Raw genomic sequence first — 20,360 nt, forward strand, 5'->3', positions numbered from 1 at the left:
CAAACGATCACACTGTCAACTAACAGAACAGATAGTTGACAAAACATAAAGCCCAATATAAAGCCATCACAAATGAGCTACGCCAGAATAAGATGCAGAGTCATTGCGAAGTTCGAAATAAGGTCGCCATGCATCATCAGGGGCCTTGACGCTGCTGGCGGATCATCCACCGGCACATTGAATGTTCATTGCCTTGCCCCTTAGGTAGGATGGTGTCCACTCATCCCCGGAGCGTTCAGATATGCTCATCGGCGTCCTGCTGGTCATCACCTGGCTCATCCTGCTGTTGCGCTACCCGGCCAAGGCCTTGCCGGTCTCCCTGGCGGCGTTCGTCGGCCTGGGCCTGGTGGCCGCGTGGGTGCTCTGGCAGGAAAACCGTGAAACCCGGCAGTTGGAGCGCCTGGAACTGCGCCTCACCTACGCCCCCGAACACTGCCCCGCCGACCGTCCACTGCTGCTGAACATGAACAATGGTAACGATGTGCCGTTGACCGAACTGCGTTGGCGGATCGCCGCCTACGCGCCCGGCGATACCATCAACCTGGCCGACAACCCCTACACCGCGCCCCGCTACCGGGGTCCGGGCGAACTGCAAGCCGGCGCCAGTTGGCAGGACTGTCTGCCCCTGCCAGCGCTGCGCCCTGGCTATCGCCCGCAAACCCTGGAGTTTCGCGCCGAGCGGTTGCAAGGTAGTTTCTCCAAGTGATTGCCTCCACCACTTTTGCACAAGGAACGCGCCATGCCCGTTGCGTTGATTACCGGATGTTCCAGCGGCATCGGCCGCGCCCTCGCCGACGCCTTCAAGGCTGCCGGCTACCAGGTCTGGGCCACTGCGCGCAAAGTCGAGGACGTGGCAGTGCTCAACGCTGCCGGGTTCACGGCGGTGCAATTGGACGTGAATGACGGTCAGGCCCTGGAGCAGTTGAGCGAGCGGATCAACCAACAGCACGGTGGCCTCGATGTGCTGATCAACAATGCCGGCTACGGCGCCATGGGGCCGCTGCTGGACGGCGGCGTACCGGCCATGCAGCGCCAGTTCGAGACCAACGTATTCGCCCTCGTCGGCGTAACGCGTGCACTGTTTCCGGTGCTGCGCCGGGCCAAAGGCCTGGTGGTGAACATCGGCAGCGTTTCCGGTGTGCTGGTCACGCCGTTTGCGGGTGCCTATTGCGCCTCGAAGGCAGCGGTGCACGCCCTGAGTGATGCGCTGCGCATGGAACTGGCACCGTTCGGCATCCGCGTGATGGAAGTCCAACCCGGCGCCATTGCCTCCAGCTTCGCCAAGAATGCCGGGCATGAGGCCGAACAGTTGATCAGCGAGCAATCGCCCTGGTGGCCCCTGCGCGACGGCATCCGCGCCCGGGCCAAGGCCTCCCAGGACAACCCCACCCCGGCCAGCGAATTCGCCGATGGGCTGCTCAAGGCTGTACAACATCCCAAGCCACCGCGCCTGCTGCGCCTGGGCAATGGCAGCCGGGCCTTGCCGTTGATGGCCGGATTGCTGCCCAAGGGGTTGCTGGAGAAGGGGTTGATGAAGCGGTTTGGGCTGGGCGGGTCGCTGTAGCTGCTGGAAAAGCAGGCGCTATTTCTGTGGCGGACACAAAAAAAATGCCCACCGAAGCTCCAATGTGGGAGCGGGCTTGCTCGCGAAGGCGTCGGCACAACCAACATATTCGCAAGCTGACCCACCGCTATCGCGAGCAAGCTCGCTCCCACAGGGGAATTGCAGTGATCACAAAATCCAAGCTCACCACAAATCAAATGTGGGAGCGAGCTTGCTCGCGATGACGTCGGCACAGTCAACATCAATACAAGCTGAATGGCCTCAACGCTCGCCCTGGGGCTCGACCACCACCGTACACGTCATCCCCGCCGCCAGCAGCACACCCTGCGGCACTTCATCGAGATGAATCCGCACCGGCACCCGCTGGGCCAGGCGCACCCAGTTGAAGGTCGGGTTCACGTCGGCGATCAGTTCGCGGCTTTCGGGGTTGTCACGGTCGTAGATGCCACGGGAGATGCTTTCCACATGCCCCTTGAGCATTTCACCGCTCATGAGCTGCAATTGCGCCGCATCACCGATCCGCACCTTGGGTAACTTGGTCTCTTCGAAGAAGCCATAAACCCAGAACGAATTCATGTCCACCACCGCCATCTTCGCCTCGCCGATGCGCGCGTAGTCGCCACGGTGCACGTTGAGGTTGGTGACGTAGCCGTCCACCGCCGCGCGGACTTCGGTGCGCGCCAGGTTCAGCTCGGCCGCCTCCAGTTGCGCCTGGGCGTTCTGGTAATCGGCCTGGGCCGAGTCGGCGATGTTGCTGGCGTCGTCGCGGTTTTCCCGGGAGATCACCAGGCTGTCCAGGTCGGCTCGGCGATGGGCGTTGACCTTGCGCATTTCCCAGGTGGCCTTGCGCGACGCCACCAGGGCGCGCGCCTGTTTGACCGCGATGCGGTAGTGCTCGGGGTCGATGCGCAGCAGCAGGTCACCCTTTTTTACGGTTTGGTTGTCGCGCACCGGCACCTCGACCACCTCACCACTGACATCGGCAGCGACGTTGATGATGTCGGCCCGCACCCGACCATCGCGGGTCCAGGGGGTGTTCATGTAATGCACCCACAACGTACGGCCAATCCACAGCGCCAGGGCCAGCACCAACAGTGTCGCCAGCAGGCTGAAAAACTTTTTCATCGCATCGATCTCAACGGTAGACCGTCAGCGCCAGCGCGCCGAACAGGCAGGTAAACAGACTCAGGCGCAGCAACGCCGGGTGCCAGAAGAAGCGGTACAGGTCCAGCCCCGACAGGAAGCGATCCAACGCCCAGGCCAGGGCGGCGGCGATGAAAAACATCAGAGTCATGGTGGGCATGTACACGCCGTGGAAGGCGATCTCACGGGGCATGTTCAGGTTCCTGGGGAAGCGGTGTGGCAGGCGGCATGGCATAGCCGGCCAATGGCGATTGCGGGTCAAGCAACGAAGTACGGATGAAATGCAGATAGCTTTTCACCCGGCGCAAGGCCGAGGTATCGAAATGCGGGGCAAAAGGTTCGTCGGTGGCTTGCACGCGGCTGATGGCGTGATCCACTGCCACCAGGGCGCGCTCCAGGTTGCTCGGGCTCGGCTGGCGGAACAGCCGCACCAGCGCCCGCCCCATCACGCGGATCGCCTGGCGCCACGGCTGGCTTTCGGCATAAGCCGGATGCACGGGCAAAATCGCCTGCTCCTTGCGCAACTCGATAATCGCGTGGCCAACCTCCAGCACCACGAACATCCAGCGCAGCAACCCGCGTTGCACCTGGGGCTGCCCCGCCGCCAGCCCGTAGGCTTGGTGCAGCAAGTCTCGGGTACCACTTTCGAAACTTGACGCCAGGCCCTTGAGCTTGCCGCTGATGGCATACACCACTTGCTCGCGCAGGTCCTGTTCGAGCCGGCGCCACAACCAGCGGCTGTTGGGCGGCAGGATGATCGCCCCGGCGGCGGCGCATACCAGCATGCCGAGGATCATCGCGATGTAGTCGTTGATGAAGGCATAGGGGTTGTAGACCGTCAGGTTGTCCGGCACCGAACCGGTGCTGAAAAAGATCAGCAGCCCCAGCCCGACTCCGGCGTATTGCGGCCTGGAACTGAGGAACGAACCGAGCATGATCACCGGCGCCAGCATCACGCAAAGCAACGGGAAGCCATCGATCAACGGGAAGACGAAAAACATCTCGACGAAGCCGATCAGCGCCCCGAGCAAGGTGCCGCAGGCCATCTGGAACGCCATGCGCTTGGGGTTCGGCGTCGCGGCCGACAAGCCCACCGTAGCGGCGGCGATCATCGTCATGGTCGCGCCGCTTGGCCAGGCCGTGGCGACCCAATAACTGCCCAGTACCAACAGGATGAAGGCGGCGCGAAACCCCGAAGCCGCCGCAGCCAAACCATTGGTCTGTGGCACGAACGGTTCGTCCCAACGCTCGCGTTCGTGCCGATGATCGGCCAGGGACGCGTGGGTCAAGGCGTAGCCATGCAAGTCGTCGACGAAGCGATAAAGCAGTTCGTAGGCCGTGTGAAAATCCAGTTGCTGCGCATCACTGGGCGCCGTTTCCTGGAACAACGCCCGCAGCCGTCGCACCTGGGCCGGCAGCTCGGCCTTATAGTCGGCCAACGCCACCGCCAGGCGCGCCGCATCGGCGTCGGTCAAGGCTCGCGCACTAAAGCTGTCCAGCAGTTCGGCCAGGTTTTGCAAACCAGGCTTGATGGCACTGACCACATGATCGGCCGCGCTGCTGCGCAAGCGCTCGAGCAACTGATGCAAGGCATTGAAGCGGGTGGTGATACCCATGAATTCGCTATTCAGGCGGCTGAGCCGGCCGTTGCGCCGACGCATGTGCGGGTCTTCGAACACGGTCACGCTGCGCAGGCTTTCCAGGCCTACGGCTTCCGCGATGAAGCCCACGTTGCGCGCCTCGAAGGCCTCTCGTTTGCTGCGCCCGCGCAAGCCATCGGTCACGAACAGGGCAAACACCCCAAAGCGCTGGTACAAGGCATTGCGCATGGCAGCACTGGCGGTCTGCGGCAGGATCGCGGCGCTGACCAGGGTGGCACAGACAATCCCCAGGGAAATCTCCAGCACCCGCCAGACCGCCGCCATGAACGCGCCTTCCGGATGGGCCAGGGCCGGTAGGCCGATCATCGCCGCGGTGTAGCCAGCCAGCACGAAACCATAGGCCCGGAAGTTGCGATAACGCGCGGCACCAGCCGAACAGACCCCGACCCAAATGGCCAGGCTGCCAAGAAACAGTTCGGTGTTCTGGGCGAACAGGGCGATCAACGCCACCATCACCGTCGAACCGGCCAAGGTGCCGAGGAAGCGATAGAAGCTCTTGGCGAACACCTGGCCGCTCTGGGGTTGCATGACGATGAACACGGTGATCATGGCCGTGCGCGGCTGCGGCAGTTCCAGGCGCATCGCCAGCCACAACGTCAGGAATGCGGCGAACAGGACCTTGAAGATATAGACCCAGGTCACCCCATCGCTGCGGGCCCAGTCAAAAAACCCACGACGCCATTCAAGGCGATACAACCTGCGGGCAGGGGCGAATAAAGACATCACAATAGACCTACTCGGCATGGCTCAAGTCAGGAGTGTCGGTGCCGGCTTCCAGCCCACCGCCCAGCGCCGTCACCAGGTCGGCATGGGCACTCAATCGCGCCGCCTCCACTTGCTGCTGCACCTGTTGCTGCTTGAACAACAGGCTTTGGGCATTGAGCACGTTGAGGTAATCCGTCAACCCGCGCTGGAACGCCACCAGCGCAATGTCGTAGGTGCGCTGGGCGGCCGCCACCGACTCGGTGGCAAAGGCTTGTTGTTTGTCCATCGATTCACGACGAATCAACTGATCGGAAATGCTCTTGAGAGCCTCCACCAACGTCTGGTTGTAGTGGGCCACGGCGATGTCATAGCCGGCCGCCGCCTCGCCCAACTGCGAACGCAAGCGCCCACCGTCGAAGATCGGCAACGTAATCGCCGGCCCGACGTTGTAGGTGAGCTTCTTGCCGGTCAAGAACTCCAGCGCCCCGCCGCCGGTGGCCATGTAGCCGATGCTGGCGACCAGGTCGACGTTGGGATAAAAACCGGCGCGAGCCACATCGATGCCCCGCGCCTGAGCGGCCACTTGCCAACGCCCGGCCACCACATCCGGACGCTGGCCGAGCAGTTCGGCGGGCAATGCCGACGGCAGTTTCAAGGGTGCGCCGAGGGCCAGGGTCGGACGCTGCAACCGCGCGCCCTCTCCTGGTCCCTTGCCCGCCAGCGCCGCCAACTGATTGCGGCTCAAGGCAATGGCTTCGTCGAGGGCGTCGAGTTGGCGATGGGTCTCAGGCAACGGCGCCTGGGCCTGGCTGACTTCGAAATGGGTGCCAATGCCGCCGTCCAGGCGCTTTTGCGCCAGCTCGAGAATCTGCTCTTGTTGATGGAGCGTTGCGGCAACGATATCGCGCTGGGCGTAGTGCAACGAAAACTGGATGTAGGCGCGCACGATGTTGTTCTGCAACTCCAGTTGCGCCTGCCGTGCCTGCGCCACGCTGACGTGAGCCAGGTCGACGGCCTGCTCACTGGCGTTGCGCTCGCGCCCCCACAGGTCCAGGGCATAGCTCAAGCCCAGGCCGGCATTGTTGTCCCAGGTGGTGGTGTCGGCGAGTTCGCCAGGGCCATAGAACTGATCGGCGGGCCAGTTGTGACGCTTGAGGGTCGCCTGGCCATTGATCTGCGGCGCCTCTGCAGCCTCGGCCACGCCCGCCAGCGCCTTGGCCTGGCGCACCCGGGCCACCGCCATGGCCAGGCTCGGGCTATCGTGCACGGCCAGGTCGATCCAGCGATTCAACTGCGGGTCGCCATAGGCGCTCCACCACTGGCGGGTGGGCCAGTGGGCGTCGCGGGCGGCCTCGCGGATGGCCGCATCGGTAGCCAATTGGTTGGCCGGTAATACCTGGCTTTGCGGCCCAATCCCTCCTGTCCCGATGCAACCACTGATGGTTAATGTCAGAACCCAAACACTGAGAGTCTTCAGCTCTCTGCTGATGCAACGCGGCACTTGCGCAAAATTCCTGAGAGGGGGGGCATGACGACGAGGATGGCTGCCTGTTAACGCAAAACTTGTGGGAGCGAGCTTGCTCGCGATAGCGCCCGGCCATTCATCTCAAATGTTGAATGTGACGGCCTCATCGCGAACAAGCTCGCTCCCACAGGTGCCCGCCAAGGCCCGCTCCTGCTTTGGCGGCAATTCTAGGCATCGCCCTCGCCGGCGATAAGCCGACCTTTCTGTGAATCTTTGTTACCGTTAACGCGATAATCCATTAGTCGGGGTCCCGTAGCGCTGTAACTTCATGTCACAATTTGCCACCGCCCAAGAGAGCCCTCCATGGACACTTTGCAAAACATGCGCGCGTTCAGTTGTGTTGCCGAAGCTGGCAGTTTCACCGCCGCCGCCGCGCAACTGGACACCACGACAGCCAACGTCTCGCGCGCAGTTTCCAACCTGGAAGCCCATCTGCAAACGCGCCTGCTCAACCGCACCACCCGCCGCATTGCCCTGACCGAGGCCGGTAAACGCTACTTGCTGCGTTGCGAGCAGATCCTGGCGTATGTCGAGGAAGCCGAAGCCGAGGCCAGTGATGCCCACGCCCGTCCCGCCGGGCAGTTGAAGGTCCATACCATGACCGGCATCGGCCAGCATTTCGTGATCGACGCCATCGCCCGTTACCGCAAGACCCATCCAGACGTAACCTTCGACTTGACCTTGGCCAACCGCGTACCGGACATCCTCGACGAGGGCTACGACGTGTCCATCGTGCTCGCCAGCGAGTTGCCGGATTCGGGCTTCGTTTCCCAGCGCCTGGGCATCACCTACAGCATCGTCTGCGCATCGCCCGCCTACGTGAAAGCCAGCGGCTGCCCGCAAAAACCCGGCGACCTGCTCAACCACGCCTGCCTGCGCCTGGTCAGCCCGGTCATTCCGCTGGAAAAATGGGTATTCGACGGCCCGGAAGGCCAGGAAATGGTCACTATCAACAGCTCACCGTTCCTGGTGAATTCCGCCGATGCGATGAAAACCGCGATCACCAGCGGCATGGGCGTAGGGGTATTGCCGGTGTACGCCGCCATCGAAGGCCTGCGCAACGGCACGCTGGTGCGGGTCATGCCCAACTACCGCTCCCAGGAGCTGAACCTCTATGCCATCTACCCTTCGCGCCAATACCTGGATGCGAAGATCAAGACCTGGGTCGAGTACCTGCGAGGTTCATTGCCGGAAATCCTGGCGGCGCACCAGGCCGAGCTGACGGCTTATGAACTGAGTGGAAGCCTGGCGGGCGCACGGGCAGCGATCTGAAGTCACCGCCGTGCGCCGAGGATGATATTCAGCGCTTGCCCATCGAACGGCGCGTGCCGGGAGGCGCAGCGCCCGGCGTCTTGGTATGACCGTTTTTCGCGCCGTTCTTGTACCACGGCTGTTGCCCGGCACCTTTGGCTGCCGCCAGCTCACCAGGTTTGAACGGGAATTTGAAAGCCGGGATCGCCGGGTTGACGTTCTCGGCGCTGGAAACATCGCTGTCGGCTCGGTCGGCCTGGTCGCCGTCCGAGCTTTCGTGCGCGGGCGAAGGTGTTGGGGAAGTCATGTAAAGCTCCGGGTAATGCATGCAAGTCGGGCCCGGAGAGCGAGCCGCGAAAGGCGGCAGTATACCTGCCCGCCATCGGGGCGCGCAGGGCAGATTCGATCAGCGTCACCACTGGTCTGACAGCCATCGGGGACAAAACTGACAAGCCTGTCAGTTGGGCGTCACCTTCCTGACCGTCTCGCAACGCTATATAAGAATGATAGAAATCCCTCCGTCCTGAACCGGCTCTTCGCATCCATGCACATCCAGAAAAAAACCGTCCTGTTCGTCGCGCTCCTGGTCGCCCTGGCGGCCCTCGTCCTCTGGTATGTCATGAAGCCTGTCACCGCCAAGCCCGGTGCTCCCGCCGCCGTTCCGGTAAGGGTCGTCAGCGTGGTGCAAAAGGATGTGCCACGCTTTGCCAGCGGTATCGGCACGGTGCTGTCACTGCACAGCGTGGTGATCCGCCCCCAGATCGATGGCATCCTCACCAAGCTGATGGTCAAGGAAGGGCAACTGGTCAGGAAGGGTGACCTGCTGGCGACCATCGACGACCGCTCCATCCGCGCCAGCCTCGACCAGGCCCGGGCCCAGCTCGGCGAGAGCCAGGCGCAACTGGCAGTGGCCCAGGTCAATCTCAAGCGCTACAAATTGCTCAGTGTCGATGACGGCGTGTCGAAACAGACCTATGACCAGCAACAGGCACTGGTCAATCAGCTCAAGGCCACGGCCCAGGGCAATCAGGCGGCCATCGATTCGGCGCAGGTGCAATTGTCCTACACCCAGATCCGCTCCCCCGTGAGCGGTCGCGTCGGCATTCGCAACGTGGACGAAGGCAACTTCCTGCGCACCAGCGACGCCGAAGGTTTGTTCACCGTGACCCAGATCGATCCGATCGCCGTGGAGTTCTCCCTGCCCCAGCAAATGCTGCCCACCTTGCAACGGTTGATCGCCGCACCCGAGCAAGCCTTGGTCAAGGCCTATATCGGCGCCGATGGCGCCCCCGGGGAGCTGCTCGGCGAGGGGCGGTTGAGCCTCATCGACAACCAGATCAACACCAACACCGGAACCTTGCGGGCCAAGGCTGAATTCGACAACGCCGCGCAACGGCTCTGGCCCGGGCAGTTGGTGACCCTGAAAATCCAGACCGCCATCGAAAAGGACGCCCTGGTGGTCCCCCCGACGGTGGTCCAACGGGGCCTGGAGCAGCACTTCGTCTATCGGGTCAACGGCGACAAGGTCGAAAGCGTGCCGGTGGTGATGGTTTATCAGGACAGCGGCATGCACATCATCAAAGGCGTGAACGCTGGCGATCAATTGGTGAGCGACGGTCAGTCGAGGCTCAAGCCGGGGGCCAGTATCCAGGTGCTCAGTGATCCGCCGGCCGTGGCCAAGTCTTCGGAGCCGCAGCCATGAAGGGCCGGGGTTCGATCTCAGCCTGGTGCATCGACCACCCCATCGCCACGGTGCTGCTGACGTTCGCCGTGGTACTGCTGGGTTTTATCGCTTTTCCCCGGCTACCAGTTGCGCCGTTGCCGGAGGCGGAATTCCCGACGATCCAGGTCAACGCCCAGTTGCCCGGTGCCAGCCCCGAGACAATGGCTTCATCTGTGGCGACGCCGCTGGAGGTGCAATTCAGTGCCATTCCCGGCATCACCCAGATGACCTCCAGCAGCGCCTTGGGCTCGACCAACCTGATCCTGCAATTCAGCCTCGATAAAAGCATCGACACCGCGGCCCAGGAAGTCCAGGCGGCCATCAACACCGCCGCTGGAAAACTGCCCAATGACATGCCGAACCTGCCCACCTGGCGCAAGGTCAACCCGGCCGACAGCCCGGTGCTGATCCTCAGCATCAGCTCCAGCCTGATGCCGGGCACCGAACTGAGCGACTACGTCGAAACCCTGCTGGCCCGTCAGATCAGTCAGATCGACGGCGTAGGACAAATCTACATCACCGGCCAGCAACGACCGGCAATCCGCGTCCAGGCCTCCGCTGACCGGCTCGCCGCCATCGGCCTGACCCTGGCGGATATCCGCGTGGCGCTCCAGCAAGCCAGCCTTAACCTGGCCAAGGGCGCCCTGTACGGCGACTCAAGTGTTTCCACCCTGTCCACCAACGACCAGTTGTTCCAACCTGAGGAATACGGTGAGTTGATTGTGTCCTACAAGAACGGGGCACCGGTTCACCTCAAGGACATCGCCAAGGTGATCAACGGTTCGGAAAACGCCTACGTCCAGGCCTGGTCCGACAACGAGCCCGGGGTCAACCTGGTGATCTTCCGGCAACCCGGAGCGAACATCGTCGAGACCGTCGACCGCGTCCAGGCAGCCTTGCCGACCCTGCAAGCGATGCTGCCTGCCGCTGTACAGGTCAAGGTGCTGATCGACCGTACCCAGACCATTCGCGCCTCTCTGCACGAAGTGGAAATCACCTTGCTGATCGCTGTGCTACTGGTGGTGGCGGTGATGGCGCTGTTCCTGCGCCAGTTGTCCGCGACCCTGATTGTTTCGGCGGTGCTGGGGGTGTCGCTGACCGCCAGCTTCGCCCTGATGTATGTGATGGGCTTCAGCCTGAACAATCTCACATTGGTGGCCATCGTCATTTCGGTGGGGTTCGTGGTAGACGATGCAATCGTGGTGGTGGAGAACATCCACCGCCACCTGGAAGCCGGCGACGACATGCGCGAAGCGGCGATCAAGGGCGCCGGCGAAATCGGTTTTACCGTGATCTCCATCAGCTTCTCGCTGATCGCCGCGTTCATTCCGTTGCTGTTCATGGGCGGCGTGGTCGGACGGCTGTTCAAGGAGTTCGCCCTGACCGCCACCTCGACCATCCTGATTTCGGTGGTGGTATCGCTGACCCTGGCGCCGACACTGGCCGCGCTGTTCATGCGCGCCCCGGTGCATCATGCCCATGGCAAGACCGGGTTCGGCGAACGTCTGCTGGGCTGGTATGAACGGGGTCTGCGTCGGGCCCTGGCTCATCAGAAGCTGATGATCGGCGTGTTCGGCCTGACCCTGGCGCTGGCCGTGGTGGGCTACGTGTTCATCCCCAAGGGGTTCTTCCCGGTACAGGACACCGGCCTGGTGCTGGGCACCAGCGAAGCCGCCGCCGATGTGTCATTCCCGGACATGGTGGCCAAGCACAAGGCCCTGGCCGAAATCGTTGCCGCCGACCCGGCGGTGCAGACCTTTTCCCATTCCGTCGGCGTCTCGGGCAACAACCAGACCATCGCCAACGGCCGCTTCTGGATCGCCCTCAAGCCTCGGGGCGAGCGGGATGTCTCGGCCAGCGGGTTCATCGACCGGATACGCCCCAAACTGCTGAAAATCCCCGGCGTGGTGCTATACCTCAGGGCCGGGCAGGACATCAACCTCAGCTCAGGCCCCAGCCGCGCCCAATATCAATATGTACTCAAGAGCAACGACGGGCCGAGCCTCAACGCCTGGACGCAAAAACTCACCGACAAACTGCGCGGCAACCCGGCATTCCGCGATATTTCCAATGACCTGCAATTGGGCGGCAGCATCACCCACATCAACATCGACCGCAGCGCGGCGGCGCGCTTCGGCCTCACCGCCAGCGACGTCGACCAGGCCCTGTACGACGCCTTCGGCCAGCGGCAGATCAACGAATTCCAGACCGAGACCAACCAGTACAACGTGATCCTGGAGCTCGATACCGCACAACGGGGCAAGGCCGAGAGCCTGGCGTATTTCTACCTGCGCTCGCCGCTGAGCGGGGAAATGGTGCCGCTCTCAGCCCTGGCACGCTTCGATCCTCCGAGCAACGGCCCGCTCTCCATCGCCCACGACGGCATGTTCCCGGCCGCCAACCTGTCGTTCAACCTGGCGCCAGGCGTGGCCCTGGGAGATGCAGTGCGCATGCTCGACCAGGCCAAGAACGAGATCGGCATGCCGGCCGCCATCGCCGGTAGCTTCCAAGGCGCCGCCCAGGCATTCCAGAGTTCCCTGGCCAGCCAGCCGTGGCTGATCCTCGCCGCATTGGTGGCGGTTTACATCATCCTCGGTGTGCTCTATGAGAGTTTCGTGCACCCGTTGACGATCATCTCCACCCTGCCCTCGGCCGGCCTCGGCGCACTGATCATGCTGTGGCTGTTGGGCCAGGACTTCTCGATCATGGCGCTGATCGGTTTGGTACTGCTGATAGGGATCGTCAAGAAGAACGGCATCCTGATGATCGACTTTGCCCTCGACGCCCAGCGCAAAGGCGGGCTGACGCCCCAGGAAGCGATTTTCCAGGCCTGCCTGACCAGGTTCCGGCCGATCATGATGACCACCCTGGCCGCCCTGCTCGGCGCCCTGCCGTTGATGCTCGGCTATGGCCCTGGCGCGGAGCTGCGCCAGCCCCTGGGCATCGCGGTGGTGGGCGGCCTGCTGGTGAGCCAGGCGCTGACGCTGTTCACCACACCGATCATATACTTGTGGCTGGAGCGACTGTTCCATCGGCCGCCCCATCAGCCAGGGGTTGCGCCGACAGCGGCGCTGGCGAGCACAGACTGAGGCGGGGCCATGCGCGTTCTGATCATCGAAGACGAAGAAAAAACCGCGGATTACCTGCATCGCGGCCTGACCGAACAGGGCTACACCGTGGACGTCGCACGGGACGGCATCGAGGGACTGCACCTGGCCCTGGAAAGCGACTACGCCGTGATCGTGCTCGACGTGATGCTGCCGGGCCTGGACGGTTTCGGCGTGCTGCGGGCGCTGCGGGCCCGCAAGCAGACACCGGTGATCATGCTCACCGCTCGGGAGCGGGTCGAAGACCGCATCAAGGGCCTGCGCGACGGCGCCGACGACTACCTGGGCAAACCCTTCTCCTTCCTGGAGCTGGTGGCCCGCCTGCAAGCCCTGACCCGTCGCAGCGGCGGCCATGAACCGGTACAGGTGAGTATCGCCGACCTGTGGATCGACCTGATCAGCCGCAAAGCCACGCGAGCGGGTCAACGCCTGGACCTGACGGCCAAGGAGTTTTCCCTGCTCAGCGTCCTGGCCCGCCGCCAGGGTGAAATACTTTCGAAAACCGCCATCGCCGAAATGGTCTGGGACATCAACTTCGACAGCGACGCCAACGTGGTGGAAGTGGCGATCAAACGTCTGCGCGCCAAGCTCGATGGGCCGTTCGAACAAAAGTTGCTGCACACCATCCGTGGGATGGGCTATGTGCTGGAGAGTCGAAGCGATGACCTTGCCTAACAGCATCGCCTTGCGCCTGAGTGGCCTGTTCACGCTGGTGGCGGCGCTGGTGTTCCTGTTGATCGGCGGTGCCTTGTACCAGCAGGTTGCAAAGGGTCTGGGCCTGTTGCCCGAGGCCGAACTCGACGCCCGCTACAGCGTGCTCGAATCGACAGTTGGCCGTTATGGCACGCCCGAGCATTGGGTGAAGATCAATAACAAACTGCGGCTGCTGGGTGAGGAAGACAAACGCATCCATTTCTGGATCGTCAGCGGCGATCCGCGCTTTGAATATGGCGCCCTCGATCCGCAGATCCGCACCTTTGCCGAAGGACCATTGGGCAAACGCGACTTGAAGCTGCCCCATCGGCACTACCCGATGAAAGTGCTGGTGAGCCAGTTCCCGGCCAAGGACCAACGTCCACCGCTACGCTTCATGATCGGCATCGACACCGAGACGTTCTACCAGACCCAGCATCGTCTGCTGGTGGCACTGGTGAGCCTGGCGATTGTCGGCGTCCTGCTGGCCTCCCTGTTGGGCTACTGGGTGGCGCGCATTGGCCTCAAACCATTGATCAAGCTGTCCGATGAAGCCCGGCGCCTGACCCCACCCCGCCTGTCCGGGCGCTTGCGGCTGTCACCGCTGCCACCGGAACTCAGTCAGTTCGTCAGTTCCTTCAACGCCACCCTCGACCGGGTCGAACAGGCGTATTCGCGACTGGAGTCATTCAACGCCGACGTCGCCCATGAACTGCGCTCGCCTCTGACCAACCTGATCGGCCAGACCCAGGTGGCCTTGACCCGTGGGCGCTCGGCCGAGCATTACTTCGAAGTGCTGCAATCAAACCTCGAGGAGTTGGAGCGGCTGCGTTCGATCATCAACGATATGTTGTTCCTGGCCAGTGCAGACCAGGGCAGCAAAGCCACCAAGTTGACCAGTGCCTCACTGGCCGGTGAAGTGGCAACCACCCTCGACTACCTGGACTTCATCCTCGAAGACGCCCAGGTCCAGGTCCGGGTCAGCGGCGACGCCCAGGCCAACATCGAGATAGCCCATCTGCGCAGGGCGTTGATCAACCTGCTGAGCAACGCCGTACAGCACACCGCGCCAGGGCAATTGATCGAGGTGCGCATCGAAGCCCTTGGCGACCAGATCAGTCTCGGCGTCACCAACCCCGGCGAGCCGATTGCCGACGAGCACTTGCCGCGCCTGTTCGAACGCTTCTATCGGGTCGATGCCTCCCGCAGCAACAGTGGCGCCAACCACGGACTGGGACTGGCCATCGTCAAGGCCATTGCACTGATGCATGGAGGGGATGTGTTCGTGCGCAGTGACCGGGGCGTCAATACCTTCGGGATCCGTTTGCCAGCCTGACCCCCGAAAGCCGGCACCGCATTCATGCGATCTTTTCCAGGCCATTGAATGCTGGGCGAAAGCCAACTGGATCAAAATAAAAAGAGCATCAGGATGCGGCCCCAGCCTGCGTCGGCGCCTACAGTTATAACGCGAACACCGATTGCCCACTCCCTCCGATCCAAGCACAATCAGCAAAAGGCCAGCATCTGGTTCATTGCCCGTGATGCATCCTTTGGGACGGATCCCAGCCACATGACACTACAGACATCGGAACCATGAGCGCGAGCAGTGCGACACCCGGCAACACCCCGTTTTCGATACGTTCGGAGCGGGTACTCGTACTGGCCAGCTCGCTGGTTGTCATTGCCATCCTGAGCATCGTGACTTTTCTGCTGATCCGCGAACATGCCGCCGCCCAGCAGGCAGCGACACGTGCGGCGACCAATATCGTGCAACTTATCGACGCCGATGTACTGCGCAATGTGGAGCTCTACGATCTGTCGCTGCAAGGTCTGGTCGCCGCAGCCAAACGCGACGACCTGAAAGACGTTTCGCCGACGATTCGCCATCTGGCGCTGTTCGACCGCGCCACCGCCGCGCCCTACAAGGGTGACATCCTGCTGCTCGACAAGCATGGCGACGTGGTCGCCGACTCCGCCTCGATCGAACCGCGCAAAGGCAATTACGCCGACCGGGAGTATTTCCAATCCCACGTCCAAGACCCGAGCCTGGACATGATGATCAGCCGCCCGTTTCGGTCCAGAAGTCACGCGCAGGACTGGCGCATCAGTTTCAGTCGTCGGCTGAGCGATGAACGGGGCGAATTCATAGGCGTTGCCGAGGCGGCGATGCGCTTGAACTACTTCAACCAATTGTTCAAGAGCCTGAACATCGGTCATGGCGGCACGGTCAACCTGGTCAGCCGAGACGGTATTCTATTGGCCCAAGAACCGCCCTTGGCCGAAGACCTGACAGGCAGGGACTTCAGTAACCGACCGAACTTCGTGCGCATCCTGCGCGAAGGCAATGGCAGTTTCACCAGCCTGTCTGGCCAGGACCAGACGCTGCGCCTGTACACCTTTTCCCAGGTAGGCGACTTGCCGTTGATCGTTGTGGTCGCGCTCTCGGCCCAGGAAGTTTTTGCTTCGTGGCAACGTACGGCGCTGCTGGTCAGCGGCGCTACAGGCGCACTGTGCATCGGTCTACTCTGGCTCACTTGGCTGCTGCGCCACGAACTGCGGCGCCGCCACGCCGCTGAGCGGGAACTGGCCCAATTGGCATCCATCGATTCTCTGACGGGCCTGGCCAACCGCCGGACCCTGGACGATACGCTGCAACAGGAATGGCTGCGCGCCCAGCGCTCCGGTCAACCACTGTCAGTCATGATGATCGATGCCGATCACTTCAAGGCCTTCAACGATCGTCTTGGCCATCAACGCGGTGACGAGGCCTTGCGCACCCTGGCGCAGTTGATCAGCAGGCACGTCCGCCGACCGGCCGACCTGGCAGCGCGCTACGGCGGTGAGGAGTTCTCGGTGGTACTGCCGGAAACCACCACCGCCGGAGCCTTTACCATGGCCCAGAACATTCGCGAAGCGGTGGAGCAATTGCCACCCGCCCTCGATGGTGATGCTCCCATGACGGTCAGCATCGGCATCGCCACTTGGGCCAAAGGGCCGTATGGCGAACTCGAACAACTCATGTTCGCCGCGGACAAGGCGCTTTACCAGGCCAAGGCCAGTGGGCGTAATCGTGTGGTTTGTGCGATGTAACGGCCCCCTTCCTGTGGCTATTCGATTTGGGTAGGTGTGTACATCCATTGCTGCGGTAACGGCCACTGGCGGTCCAACATCACCGCAAACTGACCCGCCGCTTTCGCGAGCAAGACGGCTCCCACAGGTCCAGCCCAAACAGCTCTGATTGGTGTACACCCATAAGCAGCCGTTACCGCAGCAACGGATATGTACCCCAACCAACCCAACCCAAAAAAACAGCATTACCCCCTATCGCCACAGACGCCCCAGAAAGCAGCCATAAAAAAAGGCCACCCAAAGGCAGCCCTTAAAAAACTAGAGAGGTTTTTTGCTTACACGGCCGCTACAGGACGCATGTAAGAGATTGGTGCGGTGCTGGCATCTTCGAACGTCACGACTTCCCAAGCATCTTTCTGCTCAATCAACTTGCGCAGCAGCTGGTTGTTCAGCGCATGGCCGGACTTGAAGCCCTTGAACTCACCAATCAGGCTATTGCCCAGCAGGTAGAGGTCGCCGATTGCATCGAGGATCTTGTGCTTGACGAATTCGTCTTCATAACGAAGGCCGTCTTCGTTCAGCACACCGTCGGAATCAACCACGATCGCGTTTTCAACACTGCCGCCGAGTGCGAGGTTGTGCTTGCGCAGGTACTCGATGTCACTCATGAAACCAAAGGTACGGGCGCGGCTGACTTCTTTTACGAACGAAGTGCTGGAAAAATCCACGCTTGCACTCTGGGTGCGGTCACGGAAAACCGGGTGATCGAAATCGATCTCGAAGCTCACCTTGAAACCTTCGAAAGGGACGAAAGTGGCGCGCTTGTCGCCGTCTTCAACTGTCACTTCCCGCAGGATGCGGATGAACTTCTTGGCGGCGTCCTGCTCTTCCAGGCCAGCCGATTGAATCAGGAATACGAAGGGTCCGGCACTGCCATCCATGATCGGGACTTCGGACGCGGAGAGCTCGACGTAGGCGTTATCGATGCCCAGGCCAGCCATGGCCGAGAGCAAATGCTCCACCGTGTCCACTTTGGTGTCACCGTTGACCAACGTGGTCGACATAGTGGTTTCACCAACGTTTTCCGCGCGAGCAGGAATCTGCACCACAGGGTCGAGGTCGGCACGACAAAACACGATGCCGGTATCGACAGGCGCGGGCTTGAGGGTCAGGTAGACCTTCTCGCCGGAGTGCAAGCCGACACCTGTGGCACGGATAATATTCTTCAGGGTGCGTTGTTTAATCATGGCATGGGCCGCTTCAGCGCAAATTGCGAACTGGTATCAACAAAGGCTGGCGATGATAGCAGACCAGACCTTTGCTGAACACCAATCACCCGTATCCCCCTGATACATTTCATCAATCGGCCTGACGACGCAGGAATGCCGGGATGTCCAGGTAATCCAGATCGTCTTGCGGATTCATCTTCGCGGCAGTCGCAGTACCGGCCTGGGCCTGGTTGCGCATGACGGTCGGACGGTCCAGGTCACGGTAGTTCACCGCAGGCGCTTCCTGACGGGCAGACACTTGTTGTTGCGGTTGCGAAGCCATGGAAGTGTGAACGGTATTGTCGATGACCTTCACAGGTTTCTCGATTTTCGCGCCCAGACCAGTGGCAACCACGGTGACGTGCAACTCGTCGCGCATGTCCGGATCGATAACAGTACCGACCTTGACCATCGCGTGCTCGGAAGCGAAGGCTTCGATGATGCTACCCACGTCGGAGTACTCACCCAGGGACAGGTCAGGACCGGCGGTGATGTTCACCAGGATGCCGCGTGCACCTTGCAGGTTCACATCTTCGAGCAACGGGTTGCGAATGGCCGCTTCGGTGGCCTCGCGTGCACGGTTCGGACCGCTGGCGCAGCCAGTGCCCATCATCGCCATGCCCATTTCGCTCATGACAGTCCGTACGTCGGCAAAGTCGACGTTGATCATGCCCGGACGCTTGATGATGTCGGAGATACCGCGAACGGCACCGGCCAGTACGTCATCGGCCTTGGCGAAAGCCGACAAGAGGCTTGCGTCTTTACCGAGGATGGTCAGCAGCTTCTCGTTAGGGATGGTGATCAACGAGTCGACGCTTTCAGACAGCAGACGGATACCTTCGTCGGCGATCTGCATGCGCTTGCGGCCTTCGAACGGGAACGGACGAGTCACCACCGCAACGGTGAGGATCCCCATTTCCTTGGCCACTTCGGCAATGATTGGCGCCGCACCGGTACCGGTACCGCCGCCCATGCCCGTGGTGATGAACACCATGTTGGTGCCTTGCAGGACTTCAGCAATGCGCTCACGGTCTTCGAGAGCGGCCTGACGACCGACTTCAGGGTTGGCGCCGGCGCCCAGGCCTTTGGTCACGCCAGTGCCCAGTTGCAGGATGGTCCGCGCGCCGATGGATTTCAGCGCCTGGGCATCAGTGTTGGCGCAAATGAATTCGACGCCTTCGATGTTGCTCTTGACCATGTGGTTGACAGCGTTGCCGCCGCCACCGCCGACACCGATTACTTTGATAACCGGGCTAGCGGGGATGTTGTCTACGAGTTCGAACATTTTCCCTCTCCTTTCATTCTCTAGTTTTTTCGCCTACTGCGTTTGCTGCATCTTCCTGCGCCAAGCCGGGCTTGCCGCGTGAAGCTTTGAATCTGGTTTAAAAATTGCCTTTGACCCAAGCCTGGAGCCGCTCGAACAGCGGCGCCTTCGGCTCGTCATTGCTATAACTGTCGCGGCTGCCGATGCCCGAGAACGAAATCCCGTCGGACTGCTTCTGCAGGCCGTACATCAACAGGCCCACGCCGGTGGAATAAATCGGGTTGCGGACCACGTCATCCAGGCCCTTGACGCCATGGGGCACGCCCAGGCGCACTGGCATGTGGAAGATCTCTTCGGCCAGTTCGACCGCGCCTTCCATCTTCGAGGTACCGCCGGTCAGCACGATGCCGGCCGGGATCAGGTCTTCGTAGCCACTGCGGCGCAGTTCGGCCTGGATCAGCGTAAACAGCTCGTCGTAACGCGGCTCGACCACTTCGGCCAGGGCCTGGCGCGACAGCTCGCGCGGTGGACGGTCGCCAACGCTTGGCACCTTGATGGTTTCACCGGCACCGGCCAGTTTCGCCAGGGCGCAGGCGTAGCGGATCTTGATTTCCTCCGCGTATTGGGTCGGAGTGCGCAACGCCATGGCGATGTCGTTGGTCACCTGGTCACCGGCAATCGGGATCACCGCCGTATGGCGAATGGCGCCTTCGGTGAAGATCGCGATGTCGGTGGTACCGCCGCCGATGTCCACCAGGCACACGCCCAGCTCTTTCTCGTCGTCGGTCAGCACCGAGTAGGCCGAGGCCAGTTGCTCGAGGATGATGTCGTCGATTTCCAGGCCACAGCGGCGCACGCACTTTTCGATGTTCTGCGCTGCATTCACTGCGCAGGTGACCACGTGGACCTTGGCTTCCAAGCGCACGCCGGACATGCCCAGGGGCTCGCGAACGCCCTCCTGGTTATCGATCACGTAATCCTGCGGCAGGGTGTGCAGCACCCGCTGGTCGGCCGGGATCGCCACGGCCTGGGCCGCGTCGAGTACACGCTCGAGGTCGGCGGAGCTGACTTCGCGATCACGGATCGCCACGATACCGTGGGAGTTCAGGCTGCGGATGTGATTACCCGCCACGCCAACGAACGCCGAGTGGATCCGGCAACCGGCCATCAACTGCGCTTCTTCGATGGCGCGCTGGATCGATTGCACGGTGGACTCGATGTTCACCACCACGCCCTTTTTCAAGCCACGGGACGGGTGGGTACCGATCCCGACGATGACCAGCGTGCCGTCGTCCGCGACCTCGCCTACCAGCGCTACCACCTTGGAAGTGCCGATATCCAGACCGACGATCATTTTTCCGCTTTGCACGTTTGCCATGGTCCTGCC

General features: G+C 61.9%; 16 protein-coding genes. 8 read left to right on the forward strand and 8 right to left on the reverse strand.

Features of this window, described 5'->3' with window-relative positions; all coding sequences use genetic code 11:
- Positions 1–241 precede the first annotated feature (241 nt).
- Positions 242–706 carry a multidrug transporter gene (locus J9870_RS23980; protein WP_210640720.1) on the forward strand — a complete coding sequence of 155 codons (465 nt, stop codon included), beginning with the start codon at positions 242–244 and terminating at the stop codon, positions 704–706.
- Between the two features lie 33 nt (positions 707–739).
- Positions 740–1,564, forward strand: coding sequence for an SDR family oxidoreductase (locus J9870_RS23985; RefSeq protein WP_210640722.1), 825 nt, complete (start codon positions 740–742; stop codon positions 1,562–1,564).
- A gap of 261 nt (positions 1,565–1,825) precedes the next feature.
- Here J9870_RS23985 and J9870_RS23990 read toward each other — a convergent pair whose 3' ends face one another.
- The 4 genes from J9870_RS23990 to J9870_RS24005 are packed head-to-tail and all read right to left on the reverse strand — an operon-like array spanning position 1,826 to position 6,574.
- Entirely contained in the window at positions 1,826–2,689 is an 864-nt protein-coding gene (locus J9870_RS23990) for an HlyD family secretion protein (RefSeq protein WP_210640723.1), read from the reverse strand.
- A 10-nt stretch (positions 2,690–2,699) separates the two neighbouring features.
- Positions 2,700–2,900 (reverse strand): DUF1656 domain-containing protein, encoded by a 201-nt coding sequence (locus J9870_RS23995; RefSeq protein ID WP_024617598.1) that lies wholly within the window; start codon positions 2,898–2,900, stop codon positions 2,700–2,702.
- Positions 2,890–5,094: an FUSC family protein gene (locus J9870_RS24000; protein WP_210640725.1), complete on the reverse strand. Its 2,205-nt coding sequence runs from the start codon at positions 5,092–5,094 to the stop codon at positions 2,890–2,892. Before J9870_RS24000 ends, J9870_RS23995 begins: the two co-directional genes overlap by 11 nt.
- A gap of 7 nt (positions 5,095–5,101) precedes the next feature.
- Positions 5,102–6,574: an efflux transporter outer membrane subunit gene (locus J9870_RS24005; RefSeq protein ID WP_210640726.1), complete on the reverse strand. Its 1,473-nt coding sequence runs from the start codon at positions 6,572–6,574 to the stop codon at positions 5,102–5,104.
- Positions 6,575–6,901: 327 nt separating this feature from the next.
- Here J9870_RS24005 and J9870_RS24010 point away from each other — a divergent pair, with 327 nt between their 5' ends.
- Positions 6,902–7,870 (forward strand): LysR family transcriptional regulator, encoded by a 969-nt coding sequence (locus J9870_RS24010; RefSeq protein WP_210640729.1) that lies wholly within the window; start codon positions 6,902–6,904, stop codon positions 7,868–7,870.
- A gap of 28 nt (positions 7,871–7,898) precedes the next feature.
- Here J9870_RS24010 and J9870_RS24015 read toward each other — a convergent pair whose 3' ends face one another.
- Positions 7,899–8,156, reverse strand: a complete 258-nt coding sequence (locus J9870_RS24015) for a hypothetical protein (RefSeq protein ID WP_210640730.1) — start codon at positions 8,154–8,156, stop codon at positions 7,899–7,901.
- A 237-nt stretch (positions 8,157–8,393) separates the two neighbouring features.
- Here J9870_RS24015 and J9870_RS24020 point away from each other — a divergent pair, with 237 nt between their 5' ends.
- The 5 genes from J9870_RS24020 to J9870_RS24040 all read left to right on the forward strand — a co-directional run bounded on the left by J9870_RS24020 (position 8,394) and on the right by J9870_RS24040 (position 16,462).
- Positions 8,394–9,551: an efflux RND transporter periplasmic adaptor subunit gene (locus J9870_RS24020; RefSeq protein WP_210640732.1), complete on the forward strand. Its 1,158-nt coding sequence runs from the start codon at positions 8,394–8,396 to the stop codon at positions 9,549–9,551.
- Positions 9,548–12,661: a multidrug efflux RND transporter permease subunit gene (locus tag J9870_RS24025; RefSeq protein WP_210640733.1), complete on the forward strand. Its 3,114-nt coding sequence runs from the start codon at positions 9,548–9,550 to the stop codon at positions 12,659–12,661. The genes J9870_RS24020 and J9870_RS24025 overlap by 4 nt, the downstream gene beginning before the upstream one ends.
- A 9-nt stretch (positions 12,662–12,670) precedes the next feature.
- Positions 12,671–13,354, forward strand: coding sequence for a heavy metal response regulator transcription factor (locus tag J9870_RS24030; protein ID WP_210640742.1), 684 nt, complete (start codon positions 12,671–12,673; stop codon positions 13,352–13,354).
- A complete protein-coding gene (locus tag J9870_RS24035; RefSeq protein WP_210640744.1) occupies positions 13,341–14,708 on the forward strand; it encodes a heavy metal sensor histidine kinase in 1,368 nt (455 codons plus the stop codon). Before J9870_RS24030 ends, J9870_RS24035 begins: the two co-directional genes overlap by 14 nt.
- A gap of 257 nt (positions 14,709–14,965) precedes the next feature.
- Positions 14,966–16,462 (forward strand): sensor domain-containing diguanylate cyclase, encoded by a 1,497-nt coding sequence (locus J9870_RS24040; RefSeq protein WP_210640746.1) that lies wholly within the window; start codon positions 14,966–14,968, stop codon positions 16,460–16,462.
- A gap of 314 nt (positions 16,463–16,776) precedes the next feature.
- Here J9870_RS24040 and lpxC read toward each other — a convergent pair whose 3' ends face one another.
- The 3 genes from lpxC to ftsA all read right to left on the reverse strand — a co-directional run bounded on the left by lpxC (position 16,777) and on the right by ftsA (position 20,351).
- Positions 16,777–17,688, reverse strand: coding sequence for a UDP-3-O-acyl-N-acetylglucosamine deacetylase (gene lpxC, locus J9870_RS24045; protein WP_030139673.1), 912 nt, complete (start codon positions 17,686–17,688; stop codon positions 16,777–16,779).
- Between the two features lie 112 nt (positions 17,689–17,800).
- The gene (gene ftsZ / locus J9870_RS24050) at positions 17,801–18,994 is read right to left on the reverse strand and encodes a cell division protein FtsZ (protein WP_063324491.1); all 1,194 of its coding nucleotides are present in this window, start codon (positions 18,992–18,994) and stop codon (positions 17,801–17,803) included.
- 97 nt (positions 18,995–19,091) lie between these two features.
- Positions 19,092–20,351 (reverse strand): cell division protein FtsA, encoded by a 1,260-nt coding sequence (gene ftsA / locus J9870_RS24055; RefSeq protein ID WP_003178237.1) that lies wholly within the window; start codon positions 20,349–20,351, stop codon positions 19,092–19,094.
- Positions 20,352–20,360 lie beyond the last annotated feature (9 nt).

The sequence above is a fragment of the Pseudomonas sp. Tri1 genome, from assembly GCF_017968885.1.
GTDB lineage: Bacteria > Pseudomonadota > Gammaproteobacteria > Pseudomonadales > Pseudomonadaceae > Aquipseudomonas.